The 13,185-nt window shown below is 37.7% G+C and carries 17 protein-coding genes; 5 read left to right on the top strand and 12 right to left on the bottom strand.

The genetic code is table 11. The features are described 5' to 3' along the window. Positions 1 to 131 precede the first annotated feature (131 nt). The 3 genes from VZD24_RS07475 (at position 132) to VZD24_RS07485 (ending at position 1,952) form a co-directional block, all read left to right on the top strand. A complete protein-coding gene (locus tag VZD24_RS07475; protein WP_279447966.1) occupies positions 132 to 1,091 on the top strand; it encodes a TerC family protein in 960 nt (319 codons plus the stop codon). Between the two features lie 80 nt (positions 1,092 to 1,171). Then, the gene (gene hpf / locus VZD24_RS07480) at positions 1,172 to 1,474 is read left to right on the top strand and encodes a ribosome hibernation-promoting factor, HPF/YfiA family (protein WP_279447965.1); all 303 of its coding nucleotides are present in this window, start codon (positions 1,172 to 1,174) and stop codon (positions 1,472 to 1,474) included. Positions 1,475 to 1,478: 4 nt separating this feature from the next. Continuing rightward, positions 1,479 to 1,952: an arsenate reductase family protein gene (locus VZD24_RS07485; protein ID WP_342688779.1), complete on the top strand. Its 474-nt coding sequence runs from the start codon at positions 1,479 to 1,481 to the stop codon at positions 1,950 to 1,952. Here the strand turns inward: VZD24_RS07485 and VZD24_RS07490 are convergent, their stop codons facing one another. From VZD24_RS07490 to VZD24_RS07545, 12 genes are all read right to left on the bottom strand, one after another. Beyond that, positions 1,953 to 2,318, bottom strand: coding sequence for a hypothetical protein (locus VZD24_RS07490; RefSeq protein ID WP_279447963.1), 366 nt, complete (start codon positions 2,316 to 2,318; stop codon positions 1,953 to 1,955). It lies immediately after the preceding gene. A gap of 130 nt (positions 2,319 to 2,448) precedes the next feature. Next, positions 2,449 to 2,700, bottom strand: coding sequence for an acyl carrier protein (locus VZD24_RS07495; RefSeq protein WP_279447962.1), 252 nt, complete (start codon positions 2,698 to 2,700; stop codon positions 2,449 to 2,451). A gap of 7 nt (positions 2,701 to 2,707) precedes the next feature. After that, positions 2,708 to 3,979, bottom strand: coding sequence for a beta-ketoacyl-[acyl-carrier-protein] synthase family protein (locus tag VZD24_RS07500; RefSeq protein ID WP_342686389.1), 1,272 nt, complete (start codon positions 3,977 to 3,979; stop codon positions 2,708 to 2,710). Beyond that, on the bottom strand, positions 3,976 to 4,425 hold the full coding sequence (locus VZD24_RS07505; RefSeq protein ID WP_279447960.1) for a 3-hydroxyacyl-ACP dehydratase FabZ family protein: 450 nt from the start codon (positions 4,423 to 4,425) through the stop codon (positions 3,976 to 3,978). Before VZD24_RS07505 ends, VZD24_RS07500 begins: the two co-directional genes overlap by 4 nt. A gap of 34 nt (positions 4,426 to 4,459) precedes the next feature. Continuing rightward, complete coding sequence (locus tag VZD24_RS07510; protein ID WP_279447959.1) at positions 4,460 to 5,233, bottom strand: SDR family oxidoreductase; 774 nt, start codon at positions 5,231 to 5,233, stop codon at positions 4,460 to 4,462. Between the two features lie 2 nt (positions 5,234 to 5,235). Further along, positions 5,236 to 6,288, bottom strand: a complete 1,053-nt coding sequence (locus VZD24_RS07515) for a type III polyketide synthase (RefSeq protein WP_279447958.1) — start codon at positions 6,286 to 6,288, stop codon at positions 5,236 to 5,238. Beyond that, positions 6,285 to 7,004, bottom strand: coding sequence for a methyltransferase domain-containing protein (locus tag VZD24_RS07520; protein ID WP_342686390.1), 720 nt, complete (start codon positions 7,002 to 7,004; stop codon positions 6,285 to 6,287). Before VZD24_RS07520 ends, VZD24_RS07515 begins: the two co-directional genes overlap by 4 nt. Continuing rightward, positions 7,001 to 8,128 carry an NAD(P)/FAD-dependent oxidoreductase gene (locus VZD24_RS07525; protein ID WP_342688781.1) on the bottom strand — a complete coding sequence of 376 codons (1,128 nt, stop codon included), beginning with the start codon at positions 8,126 to 8,128 and terminating at the stop codon, positions 7,001 to 7,003. Before VZD24_RS07525 ends, VZD24_RS07520 begins: the two co-directional genes overlap by 4 nt. A gap of 69 nt (positions 8,129 to 8,197) precedes the next feature. Then, complete coding sequence (locus tag VZD24_RS07530) at positions 8,198 to 8,902, bottom strand: YiaD family glycine zipper/OmpA-like lipoprotein (RefSeq protein WP_342686392.1); 705 nt, start codon at positions 8,900 to 8,902, stop codon at positions 8,198 to 8,200. Positions 8,903 to 8,907: 5 nt separating this feature from the next. Continuing rightward, complete coding sequence (locus VZD24_RS07535; RefSeq protein ID WP_342686393.1) at positions 8,908 to 9,387, bottom strand: lipocalin; 480 nt, start codon at positions 9,385 to 9,387, stop codon at positions 8,908 to 8,910. Between the two features lie 35 nt (positions 9,388 to 9,422). Beyond that, positions 9,423 to 9,584, bottom strand: a complete 162-nt coding sequence (locus VZD24_RS07540; protein ID WP_237602869.1) for a DUF1328 domain-containing protein — start codon at positions 9,582 to 9,584, stop codon at positions 9,423 to 9,425. Positions 9,585 to 9,681: 97 nt separating this feature from the next. Then, positions 9,682 to 11,691 (bottom strand): alpha-ketoacid dehydrogenase subunit alpha/beta, encoded by a 2,010-nt coding sequence (locus tag VZD24_RS07545; RefSeq protein ID WP_342686394.1) that lies wholly within the window; start codon positions 11,689 to 11,691, stop codon positions 9,682 to 9,684. 118 nt (positions 11,692 to 11,809) lie between these two features. Here VZD24_RS07545 and VZD24_RS07550 point away from each other — a divergent pair, with 118 nt between their 5' ends. Together VZD24_RS07550 and VZD24_RS07555 are read left to right on the top strand one after the other, a co-directional pair. Beyond that, positions 11,810 to 12,760, top strand: coding sequence for an isopenicillin N synthase family dioxygenase (locus tag VZD24_RS07550; protein WP_342686395.1), 951 nt, complete (start codon positions 11,810 to 11,812; stop codon positions 12,758 to 12,760). 69 nt (positions 12,761 to 12,829) lie between these two features. Further along, complete coding sequence (locus tag VZD24_RS07555; RefSeq protein WP_342686396.1) at positions 12,830 to 13,159, top strand: translation initiation factor; 330 nt, start codon at positions 12,830 to 12,832, stop codon at positions 13,157 to 13,159. The last annotated feature ends 26 nt before the right edge of the window (positions 13,160 to 13,185 follow it).

The following is a 13,185-nucleotide window of genomic DNA, read 5'->3' on the forward strand; positions in this document are numbered from 1 at the left end:
GTTTTAAATGTAATGGCTTTCGTTTAGCGGAAAAAAAATTTAATGAAGATTTAACGCAGTTGCTAATTATTAACATTTCCATATCATATTTAAAGGTACTTTCCTCCTAATTTTGTGCAAAATTTTAATTTATGGTTGTTTGGGGAATTTTTATTGGGTTTATTATTTTATTCTTGGCGTTAGATTTAGGGGTTTTTAACCGTACTCCCCACGTTATTAAAACAAAGGAAGCCGCAATTTGGACTACTGTTTGGGTAACCTTAGCCCTTGGATTTTCAGGAGTAATTTATTGGCTTTTTAAAGAAGGGCTCGTAGAAAACCCAACAAATTTAACTCCGGATGTAGCAACGCTTAAATATATTACCGGCTATTTAATTGAGCTTTCGCTGAGTATAGACAACGTATTTGTAATTGCAGTAATATTTTCATCGTTTGCAATTCCACAGAAATACCAACACGAAGTGTTGTTTTATGGAATCTTGGGGGCTATTGTTTTTAGGGCGTTAATGATATTTTTTGGCGTTGCCTTAATCAATAAATTCGACTGGATAATATACGTGTTTGGTGCCTTCCTGCTATTTACAGCATTTAGAATGCTAACGCATAAGGAAACGGAGTTTAACCCCAAAAAATCTAAAATGTTCCGTTTTATGAAAAAACTATTCCCCGTAAGTTACAGAATGGACGGCGATAAATTTTTTATAAAACGAATGGGAATTCGCGCGGCAACCCCGCTATTTGTTGCTTTAATAATTATTGAACTTACCGATATACTTTTTGCCTTGGATAGTATTCCTGCAATTCTGGCAATTACCGCAGATCCATTTATTGTTTTTAGCTCAAATATTTTGGCAATATTAGGGCTGCGTTCTATGTATTTTTTAATTTCAAGAATGCTTACCAAATTTAGGTTTATAAATTATAGTCTGGTGGTAATTTTGGCCTTTGTTGGCGTAAAAATGATACTCTCCCACAATGTTGAAATACCCGAATGGCTCTCGTTGGGTGTAATCGGATTATCCCTAGCCGCAGGTATTGTAGCCTCAATGGTAATTTCAGACCCCAATCCGCCGGTGGTTAATGAAGATTAATTTCACAAAATCATATTAAAAGTTTGGTGTGGTTTTTATGCTATTGTATCTTTAAATTTGATAATAAAAACCAATAGATTATGAAGATAAATTTCGAGTATCACGAGGTAGCGGCTAGCCAAAGATTGGAAGATTTTGTTACCGAAAGACTGAATAAAATTGAAACTAAATACGACTCTATAATTAGTGGAGACGTATATTTTAAAAAGGAAAACTCTTCTAACCCTGAAAAGGGAAAAATCTGTAGCGTACGCTTAAGTATGCCGGGCGCTACTATTTTCGCAGAAACATCTAGCGCCTCTTTTGAAGCTTCGGTTGCTAAAGTAATAACTGAACTTAGATCACAACTTCAAAAAAGAAAAGAAAAACTGAAAGCACACTAATAGTATGAAAAATATGGGAGTAATAGCACGAGATGAAAACCAACTTACCTTAATTTACAGCAGCAACACCCGTGTGGGAATACATACCTTAAGTTATTTAACCGGAATAGATGCTCGTTATTTGGCAATAGATTTGGCAAAAACCAAAGTAGCCGATACCCAATGGGCAGAAATTGCAGATTCATTAGGGGTTAAAATTGGCGATTTGGTAGACAAGCGCCAATTAGATATAGACACTGAAAGCACTGCTAATTTTAACTCGAATGATTGGCTAAAAATTATTCAAAATAACGATTCGGTTATTTCTAGACCAATTGCTATTATGGGTAAGCGGACGAAGCAAATTGACAATCCACCAGAAATTATGGAGTTCTTTGGAGTAGAGTCTGCAGGTTTAAAGCAGAGTACGCCAAGTGGCACTGAGCCCGATATTGAAAGTAATACTGAGAACGAAAAATTTATTGAAAAAAATAAGTAATTACTCAGTTTCTATTTTTTCCAAAGGTTGAAATTTAGGCTTAACTTTTTTGTAAACTTCCATTTGGGGCTGCGTTAAAATATCATTCATTTCTGCGGTTTCCTCTACTTGAAGTTTATAAAGAGCGTTAAGCTTTTCTTTTCCGTTTAATTCGGTTTCAATTTTATTTTTTCGAATTAAAAACTCGGCTACTTTTTGTTGAAACAATAATACCTGTTGTCCCGTCATTCCGAGTTCGGGAAGATATTTGTTTGTAATTACCTTAGCTTCTTTTTCCACCTCAGGACTAGACTTTTGAAGAAATGGATCCTGTGAAAAGGCCGAAATACTTATAAATAGAAATAATACTGCTACTACGTTTTTCATGATTTTCAAATTTTTTACTTTTTAATTTAATAAATTTGAAATGGGTCGCCAATAGGTTTAACGCAATTTAACGGCTTATAAATACGGGTTTAACAAAAATTGAATTTTCTGTGAAAATGAAAACATTTTATTAACCTGAAATTTTTTGTTGTATCAAGGAGATTGCATCATTAATACTGCGAAGTTGCTCCATATCCTCGTTTTTGAATTCAATATTAAAAGCGTCCTCTATATCCAAAACAATATCAACCAAATGCGCAGAATTTATATTCAATTCACGGGTTAAATCGCTGGCTTTATTTACTGCCTTTGGCGCCACATCCTCCGGCAAATACGTAATAATTATTGGTTCGAGCTTTTCGTATATTTCGTTGGAAGTCATAGGTAATTTAAATTTTCTTAAAGATAGCACAAGCGTTTACATCACCAAACCCAAAACTGGCTTTTGCAACTATTTTTAGGGGCACTCTTTGCAATTGCTTCGGAATTTTTTCGGAAGCAATTAACGCGTCAATCTCCGGATGTATTCTTTTACAATTCACATTTGGAAACACAAACCCTTCGTGCAACTGAAGTATTGCCGAAACAATCTCAATACTTCCACTGGCAGCCAAGCAATGGCCTATCATTCCTTTAAGTGAATTTATATACGGAAACTTCGCTCCCCTCCTATTTAAGGCTAGACTCCAATTTTTAATTTCGTCGGGATCTTTAATAGTCGCCGTTAAATGCCCGTTTATATAATCAATATCATCGGTAGCTACGCCTGCGTTCTGTAAGGCATCTTTAATACATTTCTGAACGGCTACACTGTTAGGAGCCGTCATACTTCCCCCGTTTCTTTGTCCGCCGTTATTTACCGCTCCACCTAAAATTTCGGCATAAATAGTAGCCCCTCTTTCTTGCGCGCTTGTTAATGATTCTAGTAAATACGCACCGGCACCACTGCCCGGAATAAACCCGCTTGCCTCGCTGCTCATTGGACCAGCGACCTTATTTGCCTCCTGATTGTGTTTATAGGTTGTAACACGCATTGCGTCAAACCCACCCCAAAGATAAGGGCCGGAATCGCTTGTACTACCGCAAAGCATAAATTTTGCCATACCATTTGCAATGTGTTCATAGCCCATTAAAAGCGCTTCGGTACCTGTTGCGCAGGCCGATGAGTTTGCGGTTACCATATTTCCCGCGCCAATGAGGCCACCCAAATACGCACTCACGCCGCTCGTCATGGTTTGCGCTACCGAGGTGCTTCCCAAACGGCGAACATTTTTAGCATCAATCTTATTAATGGCTTCCCGGAATTTTTCAACTCCACTGGTGCCACTTCCGAAGATTATCCCTAAATCCCATAGGGGATCTTCCTCAGGATTTGCGGGTGTAATTTTGGCATCTTTTAATGCGTCCATACCCGCAATTACACCATATAAAATACCGCTGCTATTAAAGTTACGAAGTTGTAATTCTGAAAAGTATTCTCTCTTTTTTTCTTCGGAAATATAAGGTTTAGCGCCCAGCTGACACGAAAAGTTTAAATCGCGCAACTCAGGAAAAAAAGTAATGCCTGATGCCCCAGATTTGATGGCTTCGGAAAAAGAAGTAAGCCCTATTCCATTTGGTGCTACTACCCCTAAACCAGTTATTACCACACGATTTTTCATATAAGGTTTGTTTCATTTAAAAGCATACCGCTAATAGTACCTTTTGCCACAATTTCATTTTTGCTATTCAGCATTTTTACATTGCATTTTAATTTATTAAACCTAAAATATATTTTTTCAGAAATTACTTTTACTGTTTCTTCGGGAAATACCGGTGCGAAAAAATCTATTTGGGTATTGCTGAGTGCAAAATTAGAATGCCCCGAAATTTGATTTTCGTTAAAAAGAAATATTCCAAAGCAAACCAAGCCAATCTGCGCCATACATTCGGTTAAAATAACCCCAGGGGTAACGGGCTTATTTTTAAAATGACCTTTATAAAAGTAGGAATTTCCACCAAAAAAATAGGTGCCGCATATACCCTCGGCCGAAACAGATTGTATGTTGTTTACAAACAAAAAAGGCTCGGAATACGGTAGTTTTGCTATTATTTCTTCAGATTTCAAATTCGAAATATTTATGGTTTTAACTTGGGTTATGTTATCTTAAACTTTCACCACCATCAACTTTTATTACGGTGCCATTAATCCAATCTGCCTCTGGCTTACACATTAAAAGCACCGCATTTGCTACATCGTTCGGGTTCGTAAGCCTGTTAAATGGATTACGATATTTTGCCATTTCGGCAAGTTTTTTACTATTTGGAATGGCCAAAAATGAAGGTGTATCGGTAGTTCCTGCTTGAATACAATTGCTGGTAATGTGCAAAGGAGCCAATTCTACGGCCATATTTCGCATTAAAGATTCCAAAACCGATTTTGCTGCTGAAACTGCCGCATATCCTGGCCACACGCGTATATTTCCTTCACTTGTAAAAGCGAGGTTTCGCGCTTTGGGTGTAAAGGCGTTGTTTGCCAATAATGTTTGTACCCACTCGTACCAGCTAATTGCCATAGCGTGAATTGTAATTTCAAAATCCTGTTTTGTGAGTATATTGTCGTCCTGGCTATGCATTGTTTTTAAAGTGCCTTTGGCTATGCTGTGCAATAGAACTTTTACGCTATGCTTTGGAAATTCATTACAAATTTCTTCTCTCACCTGCTTGTTTAAGGCATCCTTGTTAAAAGTTTTTACTAAAACGCCGTGCGCCTTTATGGTATCGACTTCCTTTTCAAAAGCGGGTAAATTGCTTTTCCGATCGCGATGTACAATACAAATATTCATTCCCTCTGCCGCTAATTTTTTGGCGCTGGCAAGACCTAGACCGCTACTTCCGCCCAAAATTATTGCCCAATAGCCTTTAAAATCACTCATAATTAAAATTTTAACAACACGCGTTGCGCCGAAAATCCTGGACCAAAACTGAGCATTAATCCCAAATCTTCCGCGGGTAGGTTTTTATCCATAAATCGTTCTAAAACATAGAGTACAGTGGCACTGCTCATATTGCCATACAGACGAAGTACCTCTTTGGTATCGTTTATGTCTTTACCCAATTTGCCAAATAAATCTGCCACCGTTTCTACGATTTTCCGTCCGCCGGGATGAAAAATTAGGTGATTGATAGCTTCAATATTTAAATTGTGCTTTTCCAAAAATGGATGTATAATAGCAGGAAAATGCGCTGCTATTTTTTCGGGAACTTCTTTGTCTAAAATCATTTGTAGGCCTGTATTTACCAGCTTAAAACCCATTAAAGTTGTGGCGTCGTAAAAATGATACATTTCTTCGGCAAGAATTTCTGGACCGCTATCTTCTGTTTTTGAGGACAATAACACGCAGGCCGCGCCATCGCCAAAAATTGCGGCACTTACAATGTTGGCCATTGAAAAATCTGTGAGTTGAAAGGTGGCAGTGGGTGCTTCCAAAGCAATTACGGCTGCCCGTTTTCCGGGGTTGGCCTTTAAAAAATTCTTTGCGTAAATTATTCCGGATATTCCAGCCGCGCACCCCATTTCTGTAACCGGTAAACGAACTATATCTTGTTTCATTTTAAGTTCGTTTATCAAATATGCATCTACCGAAGGAATCATAATGCCCGTGCAACTTACGGTAACTATAAAATCAATGTCTGTTGGTTGCCAGTCCGATTTTTGTAACGCTTTTTCTAAACAGCCTTTTCCCAGTTTCGTAATTTCACGAATATAAATATCGTTTCGGGCTTCAAAACTCGGGTTGGTAAAAACTTCCAGCGGATCCATGATAGAATAGCGTTTATCTACGTTTGCACCTTCAAAAATTTTTATCACTTTTCTTTGAAATCGCCTGTCTTTATGCTGCATCCATTGTTCTACAAACGGAATTATCTCTGCGGTTTCCCGACTGTATTTAGGTAGTTGTTTTGCAACTTTTACTATTTTTACGCTCATAGTTCTTTTTTGAGTATCCATTGATAGCGGTAAGCCCATCGCCAGTGAATACTACTTTGCTGGTTTGGAATATTTTTTGAAATCCGTTTTAATTCTTCCTTTTTAAAGCCTCTTGCAACCGAAACTAAGCCGTCGTGTCGGGCTGTTTTCGTTTTTAAAAACACTTTACTCGCTATTTTAAACAGTGTAAAGGCCTGCTTACTTCTGTGCAAATCGTTCACTATTAAACCAATTTGCGCTTTATTTAATAGGGTTTTTAAGAGGTATTCAATTTTATTGTTGCTGAAATGGTGCAGAAATAGTGTGCACATTGCAATATCGCAATTTGGAATTAAATTTTCTTCTGAAAAAACATCAACTTTTAGATATTTTATATTTGTATAATTTTTACTGTGCTGTTTGGCAAACTGGAGGATGTTTTCGTTAAAGTCTAAACCTATACAGTCAAAGTTGAAGTTGTACTTTTTGCCAAAATCGGAGCATTTTCGAAGTATTGTACCATCGCCGCAACCCAAATCTACTATGGTGATTTTTGCCGTTTTGTCACGATTTCGCAATAATATATGTAGGGCGTCTATGGTGATTTTGTTGCCTCCCAACCACTTGTTTACCATTTTTAAATCGTTTAAGAGATCCTTCATTTTGGGACCTCTAAAATCGAGACTATCCATTACCTCTGGTTGCTGCGATCTATATTTATTGCTGAAAGTTATCATGTAATTGTTTTTCCGTGCGTTTTTTTAATAATTAATGGCAGCAATTGCGGAAGTGCCTTGGCTGCTGCAAACCCTATTTTTGAAGCAACTGGATTCATTAAAATTCGTTGAATGGTTCTTCCGGCGGTAAGTCTGCTTTCAAATTCGCGCTTCCAACATTTGGCGTATGCAATTTCAATATCACGGCGATTGAAATTATTTTTTCGATAATATTTCAAAAAGATTTCAGAAAAAATTTTTGCACTTTTTATTGCCATCGCCATTCCGTTACCGCAAAGTGGATGGATAAGCCCAGCGCTATCGCCAACCATAAAAATATGGTTTTCAACCGGATTCTTTTTGTGAAATGCTATTTGGCTAATAGTCAAAGGCTTTTTAAACAGTGGGGTTGCACGGGTAAAAAAATTATGTAAACACGGATTTTTCGACATTTCCAATTTTTGAAAATCATCTATGTTCTTATATTTTTTAAACGATTTAAAAGTTGTTAAATAACAGGCGTTTACAGCATTGCTTTCAGTTTTGCTTAAGCCGCAATAGCCGCCGTTAAAATTGTGCAGTGCCACGGTATCTTCCGGAAAATCATAATTGTAATGCGCTTTCACCGCCAGCCATGGCGAACTTTGCCGCATAAATTTTCTATTTAAAAATGAATCGAGATTAGAACGTTTTCCATAGGCACCTACAACGAAATCTGCTGTTAAGATTTGTTTTGTTTTTGTGGTAATTTTGAAATGGTTTTCTTTAAAATTAACTGTTTCAACTGTATCAAGCAGCACTTGAACTTTACTTTTTATAGCCGAATAAAGCAGATCGTCAAACGTATATCTGCTAATGCCAAACCCACCGAGAGGTAAAGAAGCTGCAATGGAATTTCCATCAACGTCCGTAATTTTAAACTGTGAAATTTTTTTCGCGCCAACGGAAAACGGATTCACGCCTAATGTTTTTAAATACGGCAAAATTTCGTTGCTCACATATTCGCCACAAACCTTATGATTTGGGTATTCGTTTTTTTCAACCAAGCAAACAGCGCAATTATTATTGGCAAGGTGAAGTGCTGTAGTTAGGCCTGCAAGTCCTCCACCGATTATAATTACGTCCCATTTATTCATTTTAGCCATCTAGGTTTAAAGCTAAATAAAAAATCCCGTCCAAAAATGGTACGGGATCTTTTTAAATTAAATTTATTATTACTCGCCAGCTTCCTGTTGAGCTTCTTGCTTCATTTTTTCATTGGGTACAATAGCAAGGTTTACGCGACGGTTTTTGGCACGTCCTTCGGCAGTAGAATTATCGGCTACCGGTGCGGTTTCTCCATACCAGTTTGTTGTAAATCTACTTGCGCTTAATCCTTTGGTTTGAACAAAGTAATTAGTAACAGATTGGGCTCTGTTTTTAGAAAGCGTCATGTTCATTTCATCTGCACCTACGCTATCAGTATGCCCAACCACCAATACATTGGTGTCTTTGTACTCTTTAAGAACATTGGCCAATTTATCTAATGTGGCTTGTGAATTGGCATTAATATTGTATTTCGCGGTATCAAAATAAACACCACTATTTTCGTCAAAAGTTACTACAATACCATCGTCAACACGTTCTACTTGAGCACCTGGAATTTCTTGCTCAATTTGCTGCGCTTGCTTATCCATTTTGGCTCCGATAAGTACTCCAGCCGTACCTCCAACTACACCGCCAATAACGGCACCAATTTCGCCATTACCACCTTTACCAACGTTGTTACCAAGTATGGCTCCCAAAACGGCACCACCTGCGGCTCCAATCACGGCGCCCTTTTGCTTGTTATTAGCATTTCTAGTGGCTTCGCAACTTGTTAAGCTTACTACAAAGGTAAAAGCTAAGGCTACTGTTATAATATTTTTAAATGTTTTCATAATTATTATTCCTGTATTTTAGAGAAGTTCATATTAATTTTAAAAGGCTTGCCGTCTAAACTTACCGTTTGTTCCCAACGCATTGAGGATTCGCCTAGCTGAGCTAAACGCAATCTATACCCGGCATTGGTTTCGGATTTTCCTTTGGCATTTGTAGGTTTTAAAAGAAAATCATACAGTCCGGAAGCAGGGTCAATTTCTTGAATTGTAAATATAAAATTACGTTCCCCTGTAGGACAGTTAGAATTATTAATAGTGTAATTACCGGTATTGTTATTTGGAATAAATCTCCAAGAGCTACCTTCCATACACTCCACAGAGGTATCGTTAAATAGGGTTACATTAAACGTACCCGATGAGTCGTACGAAATATTGTCTAAGGACCAATATCCTTTAATTACTTTTCGAGATTCCTGTACGGTTTTCGGTGTACCGCAAGCGAATGTTGTGGCTGCAATAACAGCCAAAATGAGGAGTTTTTTCATAAGTTTTGATTTTTTTAAAATTGGTTAAGTAGTGCCTATCTTCTAAAAAGTCTAGATAGAAGTGAAAGTACCAATAGCACTATAAAAATGTAAAAAATGATTTTTGCGATATCGGCTGCACCTTCTGCGATGCCTCCAAATCCAAAAACTGCTGCAATAATTGCAATGACTAGAAAAATAACGATCCAACGTAACATAGTTAATGGTTTTAATGATTAGTATGGCACTAAATTAAATAACTATTCTATGCTAGCATTAGCCTTTATCTAAAGTTTAACAAGGAATGTTAAATTATTAGTAAGACAATAAATCCAGTAGAATTTCTTTGAATTTTTCCTTAGGAAGATAGCCTGCTTCTAAATTTGCTGCAAAAGGAATAGGCGTTTCCAAGCTGCCTACTCGCTTAACAGGAGCGTCTAAATACTCGAAGCAATTTTCCATAATTAAGGCCGATATATCTGAAGCCATACTACCAAACATCGAGTCTTCCTGAAGTATAATTACCTTCCCTGTTTTTTTAACAGATTTGTATATAGCTTCTGTATCTAATGGCATTAGTGTTCGCAAATCTATGAGGTCTGCTTTAATTTCTGGTTGTTGCTCTAAAGTTTCCAAAGCCCAATGTACCCCAGCACCGTATGATATGATAGTTATAGCTTCCCCTTGCTTTAAAAGTGAAGCTTTTCCAAGGGGTAAGGTGAAATAATCTGTAGGTACATCCTGCCTTATACTTCTATACAAGGCCTTGTGCTCAAAAAACAGAACCGGGTTAGGATCCTCAATACTTGTAGCCAATAATCCTTTTGCGTCATACGGAAAGGCTGGATAAACCACTTTTAAACCTGGAGTATGCGTAAACCAAGCTTCGTTGGTTTGGCTGTGAAATGGCCCCGCTCCTACTCCAGCACCGCAAGGCATACGAACTACCACATCGGCATTTTCGTTCCAACGGTAATGACTTTTTGCCAAATAATTAATTATAGGATTAAAACCAGAAGTAACAAAATCTGCAAACTGCATTTCTACAACGGCTTTAAATCCGTTTATTGAAAGCCCCATTCCAGTGGATATTATGGCCGATTCGCAAATTGGTGTATTACGAACGCGCTCTTTTCCAAATTGCTCCACGAAACCTTCTGTAATTTTAAATACCCCGCCGTATTCTGCCACATCCTGCCCCATAATTATAAGGTTGTCATGGCGCTCCATAGATTGTTTTAATCCTTGGGAAATAGCATCGATTAATCGAATGTTTTCTTTATTTTGTTTTTCTGCAATTTCCTGATATTCAAAAGGTTTGTAAACATCATTTAATTCGATTGTTTTGTTAAATTCAATCGCTGGTTCAGAAAATGCAATGTCGAGGTTTTTATCAATTTCGTTTTTAAATTCGGTTTTAAAAGTTTCAATCTTTACTTCGGAAAGCACCCCTTCATCTAACAAATAATTTTCGAAATTTGTGAGCGGATCGCGCAAGCCCCATTCATCTATTAAGTTAGTTGGTACATATTTAGTACCACTAGCCTCTTCATGGCCACGCATTCTAAATGTTTTAAACTCCAAAAGAATAGGCCGTGGATTGGTACGCATACTCTCAACCAAATCTTTTAATCTGGTATAAACTTCCAGGATATTATTTCCTTCAATAATATGGGATTCCATGCCATAGCCTATTCCGCGGTCTGCAATATTTTCGCAGTTGTATTGCTCATTAGTAGGCGTTGAGAGACCATACCCATTGTTTTCTACACAAAAGAGCACCGGTAATTGCCATACCGAAGCCACGTTTAAAGCTTCGTGAATATCGCCTTCACTCGTTCCTCCTTCCCCCGTAAATACGGCGCATACTTTATTGTTTTCTTTTAATTTGTTTCCCAGTGCTATTCCATCTGCCACGCCAAACTGGGGCCCTAAATGCGAAATCATTCCTACGATATGAAATTCCTGCGTTCCAAAGTGAAAACTTCTGTCGCGTCCTTTCGTAAAACCGTTTGCTTTTCCTTGCCATTGCGAAAACAGTCGGTGCAACGGGATATCGCGCATTGTAAAAACACCAAGATTTCGATGCATTGGTAAAATGTACTCGTCTTTTTCTAAAACAGCTGTTATCCCCACTGAAATGGCCTCTTGCCCAATTCCGCTAAACCATTTTGAAACCTTTCCTTGGCGCAGAAGTATAAGCATTTTTTCTTCTATTAGCCTAGGCTTCAACATACCGCGATACAGTTTTAGTAAAGTGTCGTCATCAAGGTCTTTTCGATTATAATCGAAGAAAATTTGGGGGGAAGTGTCTGGTTTCATCATAAAAAATTTGCTGTATCAAAAGTAGAAAAAAACCCATTGTAACAAGGATTATTAAAGGAAATTTTATCTTCGGAAAAACTTTGGTAATTTGGTATATTTGTAAACTAAAATTCAAACCATGAATAATATACCCAGTGTAAATTTAGCCGATTTTATTTCTGATGATCCAAAAAGGAAGCAAAAGTTTGTTGATGAAATTGGCGCCGCCTACGAAGATATTGGTTTTGTGTCGCTTAAAAATCATTTTCTCAGTGAGCAATTGGTAGAAGAGTTGTACAAAGAAATAAAAGCTTTTTTTGCGCTCTCGGTTGAAACCAAAGAAAAATATGAAATTCCCGGTCTTGGAGGCCAACGCGGTTATGTGTCTTTTGGAAAGGAACATGCCAAGGGCAAAAAAGAAGGCGATTTAAAAGAATTTTGGCATTTTGGGCAAGAGGCATCAGATGATGCCAATTTATCTGAAAAATATCCTGACAATGTAATAGTAGAGGAACTCCCGGACTTTAACAGTACGGGGATGGAGGCCTATAGAATGCTCGAAAAAACCGGAGTTTATGTACTACGTGCCTTGGCACTATATATAGGTTTAGACGAGTTTTATTTTGACCACTGGGCTGCAAATGGCAACAGTATTTTACGACCTATTCACTATCCGCCAATTACCGAAGAACCTAAAGGTGCCATGCGTGCTGGAGCGCACGGAGATATAAATCTTATTACCTTATTAATGGGGGCTTCTGCCGGCGGACTTCAAGTTTTGAGAAAGGATGGGGAATGGATAGATGCAATTCCGAACGAAGATGAACTGGTTATAAACGTTGGCGATATGCTAGAAAGACTCACGAACAATAAACTCCGATCTACTGTGCACCGCGTGGTAAATCCACCCCGCGAACAATGGGGCAGCCCGCGCTATTCCATTCCATTTTTTATGCACCCTCGTAGCGATATGAAATTAAACTGCTTAGCAGAATGTATAGACGATGAACATCCTAAAGCGTATGAAGATATAACCGCAGGCCAATTTTTGCACCAGCGATTGGTAGAGATAGGACTAATTAAAAAGTAAACAGTAGATTCACCTTAAAACCACTGCTGATAGGGCACGTTCGAATTAAACCTTCAAAATAAACACACATTGAATTCTTTAGAAGACCAATTAAAAAATCTTTTTCCCGATCACGAACCGAGTGAAGTTCCTGTTGAAAAGAAGGAACCTTCAATTTGGCTTCAAGACGAACCTTTGCTTTGTAAATACGAAAAAAGAAAAGGTAAGCCCATAACAATTATAGAGGGATATAATGGTGCGGACCACGATTTTAAAATACTTTCAAAAGAAATAAAACAGTTGCTTAGTGTTGGTGGCAGTTTTAAAAATGAACAAATTATTATTCAAGGCGATTATCGCGATAAAATCATGCAATTTTTAAAGGATAAAGGATTTAAAGTGAAACGGGTTGGCGGATAATATGACGGGAATTGTTGCAATTCGTT

Origin of the sequence: Aequorivita flava, from assembly GCF_038742595.1 — a bacterium.
GTDB classification, from domain to species: Bacteria; Bacteroidota; Bacteroidia; order Flavobacteriales; family Flavobacteriaceae; genus Aequorivita; species Aequorivita marisscotiae.

Coding starts and splice junctions, on each gene's coding strand:
- VZD24_RS07475 (WP_279447966.1), top strand. CDS start 132: ATGGTTGTTTGGGGAATTTTTATTGGGTTTATTATTTTATTCTTGGCG.
- hpf (WP_279447965.1), top strand. CDS start 1,172: ATGAAGATAAATTTCGAGTATCACGAGGTAGCGGCTAGCCAAAGATTG.
- VZD24_RS07485 (WP_342688779.1), top strand. CDS start 1,479: ATGAAAAATATGGGAGTAATAGCACGAGATGAAAACCAACTTACCTTA.
- VZD24_RS07490 (WP_279447963.1), bottom strand. CDS start 2,318: ATGAAAAACGTAGTAGCAGTATTATTTCTATTTATAAGTATTTCGGCC.
- VZD24_RS07495 (WP_279447962.1), bottom strand. CDS start 2,700: ATGACTTCCAACGAAATATACGAAAAGCTCGAACCAATAATTATTACG.
- VZD24_RS07500 (WP_342686389.1), bottom strand. CDS start 3,979: ATGAAAAATCGTGTGGTAATAACTGGTTTAGGGGTAGTAGCACCAAAT.
- VZD24_RS07510 (WP_279447959.1), bottom strand. CDS start 5,233: ATGAGTGATTTTAAAGGCTATTGGGCAATAATTTTGGGCGGAAGTAGC.
- VZD24_RS07515 (WP_279447958.1), bottom strand. CDS start 6,288: ATGAGCGTAAAAATAGTAAAAGTTGCAAAACAACTACCTAAATACAGT.
- VZD24_RS07520 (WP_342686390.1), bottom strand. CDS start 7,004: ATGATAACTTTCAGCAATAAATATAGATCGCAGCAACCAGAGGTAATG.
- VZD24_RS07525 (WP_342688781.1), bottom strand. CDS start 8,128: ATGGCTAAAATGAATAAATGGGACGTAATTATAATCGGTGGAGGACTT.
- VZD24_RS07530 (WP_342686392.1), bottom strand. CDS start 8,902: ATGAAAACATTTAAAAATATTATAACAGTAGCCTTAGCTTTTACCTTT.
- VZD24_RS07535 (WP_342686393.1), bottom strand. CDS start 9,387: ATGAAAAAACTCCTCATTTTGGCTGTTATTGCAGCCACAACATTCGCT.
- VZD24_RS07540 (WP_237602869.1), bottom strand. CDS start 9,584: ATGTTACGTTGGATCGTTATTTTTCTAGTCATTGCAATTATTGCAGCA.
- VZD24_RS07545 (WP_342686394.1), bottom strand. CDS start 11,691: ATGATGAAACCAGACACTTCCCCCCAAATTTTCTTCGATTATAATCGA.
- VZD24_RS07550 (WP_342686395.1), top strand. CDS start 11,810: ATGAATAATATACCCAGTGTAAATTTAGCCGATTTTATTTCTGATGAT.